General features: G+C 39.5%; 6 protein-coding genes and 1 tRNA gene. 2 read left to right on the top strand and 5 right to left on the bottom strand.

The genetic code is table 11. From position 1 onward, the window contains the following. The first annotated feature begins 132 nt into the window (after positions 1-132). A complete protein-coding gene (locus tag QZ488_RS06175) occupies positions 133-2,769 on the top strand; it encodes a LuxR C-terminal-related transcriptional regulator (RefSeq protein ID WP_293746949.1) in 2,637 nt (878 codons plus the stop codon). 279 nt (positions 2,770-3,048) lie between these two features. Here QZ488_RS06175 and QZ488_RS06170 read toward each other — a convergent pair whose 3' ends face one another. From QZ488_RS06170 to QZ488_RS06160, 3 genes are all read right to left on the bottom strand, one after another. Continuing rightward, positions 3,049-3,645 carry an AraC family transcriptional regulator gene (locus tag QZ488_RS06170; protein ID WP_293746948.1) on the bottom strand — a complete coding sequence of 199 codons (597 nt, stop codon included), beginning with the start codon at positions 3,643-3,645 and terminating at the stop codon, positions 3,049-3,051. A 545-nt stretch (positions 3,646-4,190) separates the two neighbouring features. Continuing rightward, positions 4,191-4,267, bottom strand: a tRNA-Pro gene (locus QZ488_RS06165). Positions 4,268-4,427: 160 nt separating this feature from the next. Next, positions 4,428-4,895 (bottom strand): YHS domain-containing (seleno)protein, encoded by a 468-nt coding sequence (locus tag QZ488_RS06160; protein ID WP_293746946.1) that lies wholly within the window; start codon positions 4,893-4,895, stop codon positions 4,428-4,430. 109 nt (positions 4,896-5,004) lie between these two features. On the opposite strand from QZ488_RS06160, the gene QZ488_RS06155 reads away from it, so the two are divergent. Continuing rightward, the gene (locus tag QZ488_RS06155) at positions 5,005-5,904 is read left to right on the top strand and encodes an AraC family transcriptional regulator (protein ID WP_293746945.1); all 900 of its coding nucleotides are present in this window, start codon (positions 5,005-5,007) and stop codon (positions 5,902-5,904) included. Between the two features lie 34 nt (positions 5,905-5,938). Here the strand turns inward: QZ488_RS06155 and QZ488_RS06150 are convergent, their stop codons facing one another. Together QZ488_RS06150 and dcd are read right to left on the bottom strand one after the other, a co-directional pair. Continuing rightward, positions 5,939-6,565, bottom strand: coding sequence for a flavin reductase family protein (locus QZ488_RS06150; protein ID WP_293746944.1), 627 nt, complete (start codon positions 6,563-6,565; stop codon positions 5,939-5,941). A 26-nt stretch (positions 6,566-6,591) separates the two neighbouring features. Beyond that, positions 6,592-7,182, bottom strand: a complete 591-nt coding sequence (gene dcd / locus QZ488_RS06145; RefSeq protein ID WP_293746943.1) for a dCTP deaminase — start codon at positions 7,180-7,182, stop codon at positions 6,592-6,594. Positions 7,183-7,353: the final 171 nt, after the last annotated feature.

Here is a 7,353-nt window from a genome sequence, read left to right as displayed (position 1 = left end):
AACAGTATGTTTAGTGTTCAACAACAGTTAATACAAACATAGCCATTAAAAATAATAATTAAAAATATGAACTTAAACGACAATTATATGTTGGAAACCAAGATAAGCCCGCCCGTTCCCTGGGGGACGAATTTGCTTGAGCGTCAGCGATTAATAGAGCTATACCAGCAAAATCATGACAAGAAACTTGTACTTCTGACCGCTTCGGCAGGATATGGAAAATCAACGTTAATGTCTCAATGGCATCAATATCTGCAACAACAAAATATCAACTCTGCCTGGCTCACTCTTGATGATGATGATAACGACTCTGGACGACTTTTTTATTATTTACATCACCTATTGAACAAAAACAGCAACGAGTACCATCCCCTAAAAGATTTGCGTAAAGTGACTAACTGGCACGCTGGGATTCTATCAAACCTACTATCAAATAAAGGAGCACCCAGTGTATTATTTATTGATGAATTTGAGGTTATAACAAACCCTGAATCGATGCGTTTATTGTCTATGTTACAACAACGAATACCACAGGGAAAACAACTAGTCATCGCAAGCCGCACTAAGCCAGATTGGGGCTTAACAAAATTAAAGCTGAACAACGATATATTTGAACTTAGTGATCTTGAATTAAAATTCAGCACCACTGAGGCAACTCAGCTTGGTGAATTAAAATTATCCGGGTCGTTCAATGAATCAATTGCTATAAAACTTATTGAAAAAACTGAAGGATGGATTGCCGGAATTCGTTTGGCGATGCTTTGTTTTCCTCGCATTGAAGATGCCCATGATTGGGTTGAAAATATTACAGGCGAAGTCGATGAAATTACCAATTTCCTAGCCGAGGAAGTATTTCGTCATTTAGGAACGGAGCAGCAGTTGTTTTTGTTAAAAATAGCCATATTAGATCGCTGTAATAACTCGTTATGTGAAGCGTTAACCGGTGAGCCAGGCGCACAAACTCAACTAGAAAGTTTTTGTGAAAAAGGCTTATTTATGCAACCTCTTGATATGCAACGTCATTGGTTTAGACTCCATAAGTTGTTTCGTCAATTTTTACTTAAAAAACTTAAACAGTTAATTCCACAAAAAGTGGCTAAATTACACCATCAAGCTGCGGTTTGGTTCAATGAAAAAAATTATCAACTCGAGGCGATTCATCATGCTGTTGCGGCAAGTAATCCAGTTTTGGCTGCAAATATATTAGAGCAATCAAGTCAAGATTTGGTTAACCAAGGACAGCTTAAAACATTAACGGCTTTAGCCGCTCAAATATCTAAATTGCACACCATTGAAACGCCAATGTTATTGACCAGTTTGTGCTGGTCACATATTTTTCTCCACGAAATGGATGCTGCTCAAGAACGGTTACAACAGCTTCGTGAGATTGTAAATACAAAAAACTGTAGTAAACAATTTATTTCGACCTTAACGACATTCGAGTGCTTGTTCTTAGTGATCAAAGATAAAATTCCACGAGCCGCCGAGTTGGCAGAGCAACAGCTGCCAAATTTATGTGAAAAGAGCCACTTCGAACGAGGCGTGCTAGCCAACATTATCAGCTACGCAAAAATGTGCTTCAATCAAATTGAAGTCGCTCATCAATATCAATTAAAGGCTCGCGCCGCCCACTTAAAATCAGGTAGTTGCTTCGGTCTGGCATACGCCGACATGATGGGAGCAATGCAAGCAAAACATCAAGGAAAACTGCTCCAAGCAAAAGAACGTTTTTACGATATTGGTTTGGGAGAAGACTATAGGCGTTATGATGATCCTCAGGCCGCTTGCGAGGTTGCTAAATCTGTTACCAATGGCTTTGAAGTAGAGCTGTTGTATGAGCTAAATTTACTTGATCAAGCTCAGGTATTGCTCGATAAATATTTTTCCAATGCGGCGAACAATACTGCACCCGATATGGTGATAGCCGCTTATATAACGCAAGCAAGAATCGCCTTTGTTACAGGACACTTTCACCAGGCTTATGGTTTCTTGGAAGATGGCGAAGTCGCCGCTTTAAGTTGGCCTATGCCAAGAATGCTCAGAGATGTTCGCTGGGAAAGGGTACGGTTTGCACTATGCAAAGGTGAAATTGATTCTGCTAAGGTATTTGCTGAGAAAACCAATATTGACGGAACATTTGTGTCTCCTGATGGCTATTTAAACGCTGCTGAACACAACAATGCACCCAATATAAACGCATTGCGAATAGCTATTTATACTGACGATATAAGTAACGCCATCTCACAATTGACCATATTGATAGATCTGGCGAAAAATAGGCCATGTCGCCTGCTTATCCTATTAAACCTTAATGCATTAGCTCACTATAAAACAGGCCAGCATGATCAGGGGCTCGCAATATTGGCCGATGCCATTGATCTTGCCGCTGAAATGGGAGCCGTTCGCAGCATAATTGACGAAGGTAGTGAGCTTATTAAAATGCTATCAACATTATATCAACAATGGCTAGATAACCCAAAGGTTGCTAATAAAAAGCGTAAAGATTATTGCTATTTATTACTTGAGGCATCTGGAGTAAATGTTCGCACAGATCCGAAAATTCAAGTTATTAATGACGAGCTATCAGAGCGTGAACTAGAGATTATTACCCTGGTAGGTGAAGGGCTTAAAAATGATCAGATTGCCGAAAAAATATTTCTATCAGTTAATACGGTAAAATGGCATCTACGCCGGGCCTATGAAAAACTTGGTGTGCGCTCAAGAACAGAAGCACTGGCAGAAGGACGTCGTTTAGGTTTAATAGAATAGTTTTTAAAACTTAAAATTTTAGCTACTTGTTTTATTCGCTTATAAAGGCATGACTGAGCGACGTATTCACCGGTGAATAAAATGTATGGCAAACCCACCACGACTTTATAATCGCCTCAATTTGCTAGACGTTCCGTTTGTGGGTTTGCTAGGCATTAAAATTACAGCCTTGATAGATTGCAGCAAAGTTAAATAACTTGGCACCGATTGAGTTTGAAAGTGCAAGGAGAAAGCGAGTGGCCTGACTTGTTCAGAGCAAGGCAATTAAATGCATAACAGTCAGACAAAAAATTGACGATAATTTCTTGGCGAACTTCCGGTCCATTGCTTAAAAACTATTGAAAATGCCGAAGCTTCTGTATATCCCAATATATTTGCGATATTTTCTATCGATGTATTTGTTTCGGTAATCAAATGAATGGCTTTATCTCGTAAATGTTGAGCTTTTAATTTCATAAAACTACTTTGTTCAGCAGACAAATCTCGCCTTAATGTTCTCACACTTCTATTCATTTGTTTGGCTATCGATACCATGCAAATATCAGACGATAGCTCTATCAGTCTTAAACAGTCATTTGAAACTGAGCGATTTCCCCATTCAAATTCAGCGCGTTTAAACCAATATTCAGGTAGTTGTTCTATGTACCCCTTCAATTCTATTGACGAACGCTGACATGGTAAGTCTAGGTATTGAAGTGGAAAGACTATTTTAGCCGTTTTGGCATTAAAATTTATATTATTCGTTGAAAACATCAATGGGTATTCTTCCCTATGAGCCGCTTTATCATAGGGTAGACAAACGTGGTCAAGAGGTATTTCTTTACCGGCCAGCCAACTCGGAAATCGATGCCAAACTAACATAACTAATTCAGTCAATAAACGTTGGTCTCTTTATTTAACGGCTGAACCTAAAAATGTATGCATACTTGATTTTGTTCAATGGTTAATTTCAATGACAGTTGTGTTGTCATTGCTTTTAACGCCAGCTCAGTATTTTTATAAACGTCAAGTAGGTTACTGCTTCAGTGAGCCGCATTACTCGCTAACAGCGAGAAGCTTCCCAAAGGCAGAGGTTTCTCTGACCCCCCTAAAAACTCATCTTTATTTTTTTTGAAATAGCTTTTATTAACTGACTAAATTGTAATAGCGTTATTCGGTTACGTGGATTTTCGAATAAAGAGGCATTCATGCCCGCCGATAATAATAGCGTTTCAATTTCATCGTTATCATTGCTAAAAATTACTCATCACCCATAGTAATCCAAGCTGACATTTACAGTCATTTGACAATATTTACATGGGCTTTGTTAACAGATATTTTTTCATCTTATAATTTCACATAATTAAGGAATGTAATCAAAATGATGTTTGGAAATAGAAGAGTATTGTTTAATGAGACAAATGGGAGTTTAAAGAATTAATTGGTCGGTGTGATAGGATTCGAACCTACGACCCCTTCACCCCCAGCGAAGTGCGCTACCAAGCTGCGCTACACACCGACCGAAGCTGGGCAGTTTACGGAATTATTTTTTGTTTGCAACGGATAATAGTGCGTAAATGGGCGTTTGCTTAAATGTTAAACAAATTTTTGTCTCGAATACCCGTTATTTAAAACATCTATAAAAAAGCCTCGTTATCACGAGGCTAACTAAACCTAGTCTATAAGGTGCTGCCGTCTTTAAACTCAATTACTGGCCATTCGTCATTAGCTTGGCTAATGTGCTTAGGAATACTCTTGCTCCAAGCCTCTTTAACCGATAGGTTTTTATTTACATATAACACCCCATCAACCACTTCAAACGCCTTGCCATCGATTTCGAATTTTTTACCAAAGGTAGTGCCATACGCACAAAATCCGCCGTAGGCAGGCGCATACTTAGAAGGAGCAGCAGCAAAGGTATCTCTGTTTTGTGCAGAGCTAAAACGGTATATAGCGTCGTTATAAATGGTTGTGTATTGAGCACTTCCTACTACCGCTTTATTCTGAGTAAAATAGGCAACCGCATCATGACCTGCCAAGATAACGCTATTGTTGTCTGTTTCTGTATCAAAACCAGCGAAGGTAAATGAAGACACACTCATCGCTGCTACTGCAAATAATGTTTTGAGATTTACTAACTTTTTCATAATTTATTCCTGTGTTAAAAAATGTAGGCTTACTAAGGTGCAGCAAATATTAGGGACTATCTGGTAAGCTGCATATATCTCAAGCAATAAGGTTTATGTCTAATCGTATATGGATGTCTTAAATCAGCTATTTTCTACCTTTAAGGTTTCTTCAGAAGTTTTTCATAACGGTCAATACTGTGGAAATTGGGCTGTAGATACGTCTGGTTTGCAATATATGAATTTTCATATTGTTAGCCATGGTGAGTGTTATTTAACGGTAGGCGATAATCCCACGGTATATAACCTTGAAGAAGGTGACATGGTGTTGTTCCCAAAAGACATCAAACACTGCATGACTAACGACAACACGTTCAGCCAAACCAATAATGCCAATACACCTATCGATTTTAGTAATGGCAAACTGGCCGATGCTACAGGACTAATTTGTGGATACTTTGCCCACAGTCATCCAATGTTTAGTAACATAACCCAGTTTTTACCTAACGTTATACTACTCAAAAAAATCACAAAAACTGAGACTCCCAGTAGTTTGTCTTATCTTATCGCTGCGCTATTGCAAGAGTCACTTTCGGCAAAACCGGGGGCTAAATTAGTCATGAATAAAATGGCTGAGGCATTATTGGCCATTATATTTAGGCAACATTTACCTGCTGATAAAGGCATAGTTGCCGCCTTGCTACATCCCAAATTAGGCCCAGCTATTCAAGCAATTCATGCCAGTCCTGCGAAAACTTGGACGGTGGATGCAATGGCAGAAATTGCCTTTTTGTCGCGAGCGGGTTTTAGCAACTTATTTAAATCAGTGTTAAACCAAACACCCATAGACTACGTTACCCAATGGCGAATGTGTGTTGCTTATAGAATGTTGGCAGATGAAAAAAGCACAACCCTAGAAACAGCAATAGCCGTTGGCTACGACAACGAATCATCATTTTCTAAGGCGTTTAAACGTATTTTGGGGGTCAATCCTGGTAGTGTTAGAACCGACTCAAAAGCTTTGATTTAACTAAACTGAACATCGACAAGATGTGTAACTGGTGTCAATCCTGTCTTGGTCGAAACAACTCAAATTTTTGCAGTTCACCAACAGAAAAATAATCCGCTGGCCCACCACCGCGCATAACCGGCTCCATGGCAGCTGTATCGTAAATGCCTTGATTGATTGCTGACTTGTCGATGTGTACACCGACTACTTCGCCTAAAACCATCCAAGTTTGGCATTTATCACCACTGGCAGATTGAAGTTGGATCACTTGTGAGGTTTTACATTCCATCACCACAGGGCTTTGTGCCACATGGGGTACGTCGATTATCTTTGAGCGCCCTTTGACAAGATTAGCCAGCTCGAACTCGTCAACATCTGCATCTACCGCTGCGCTGGTTTGATTCATTGAATCTGCCAGAGAACGTGTAACAAGGTTCCAGCAAAACTGTCCGGTTTCAGCTGCATTTTTCACACTGTCTTTGTAACCAATACTGGAAAAACCAATGATAGGTGGGTGATAGTTAAAGGCATTAAAAAAACTATAAGGGGCTAGATTAACCTGCCCAGTTGCACTTTTGGTTGATATCCAGCCTATAGGACGCGGAGCAATAATGGCATTAAAGGGGTCGTGAGGTAATTGATGACCGTCCTTTGGTTGGTAAAAATGAGCATTATTTGGCACAAAATCTCCTACTTAAATATTAATAACTAAGATTTATCATCAGCACTGATACGACTAGCGTCAGCGCCATCCTGACCTTTGTATTTTGCGTCACTACGTGAATTGTAAGGTTTTTCGGCATGACCCGACATCACTTCAAAACTGACCGCGCCGATTTTCATCATGGGTTTTAAGGCTAGAGGTAATTTACCACCGTTAAAAAACTCTAATACTATATTACCTTCCCAACCCGGGTCGATTCTATGGGCTGTCACATGTACCATTAAGCCAAGACGGGCTAGTGATGAACGACCATCCAACCAACCCACTACATTAGCCGGTAAGGTAATTGATTCATGGGTGACCGCTAGTGCTAGTTCACCTGGATGCAAGAAAAAAGACTTGCCTTCTTCAAGCACGATTTCATCACTCATCACAGAATTGAGCGCCGCTTGCATGGACTCTTTTGAACCACTTAAATCAATGTATGGCGCCTGATGATCTTCAAATACACGGAATTTATTGCCTAAACGGATATCCACTGTGACACCGCTGATTTCTTCATAACTTGGCTCGGGAGATATCTTAATTTTTCCGTCTTGGATGTATTGATAGATATCTTTGTCACATAAACGCATAGGAATTAGCTCGTTAATTATTGAGTTTTATACTAGTCCGAAGACCATTATTTTTCAGTGCTGAAAGCTTACGCTATTTGCACGCTTTGTAAGTAACAATATTTTGCCGTTTATAAGGCAAATTGTCGATAGGTCATATTTATTGAATAGCCTTACCTATATTCAAGATAA

The organism is uncultured Paraglaciecola sp. (assembly GCF_913020055.1).
Lineage (GTDB): Bacteria > Pseudomonadota > Gammaproteobacteria > Enterobacterales > Alteromonadaceae > Paraglaciecola.
The sequence above is the reverse complement of the archived record's forward strand: the minus strand, read 5'-3'. Positions and strand labels throughout refer to the sequence as shown.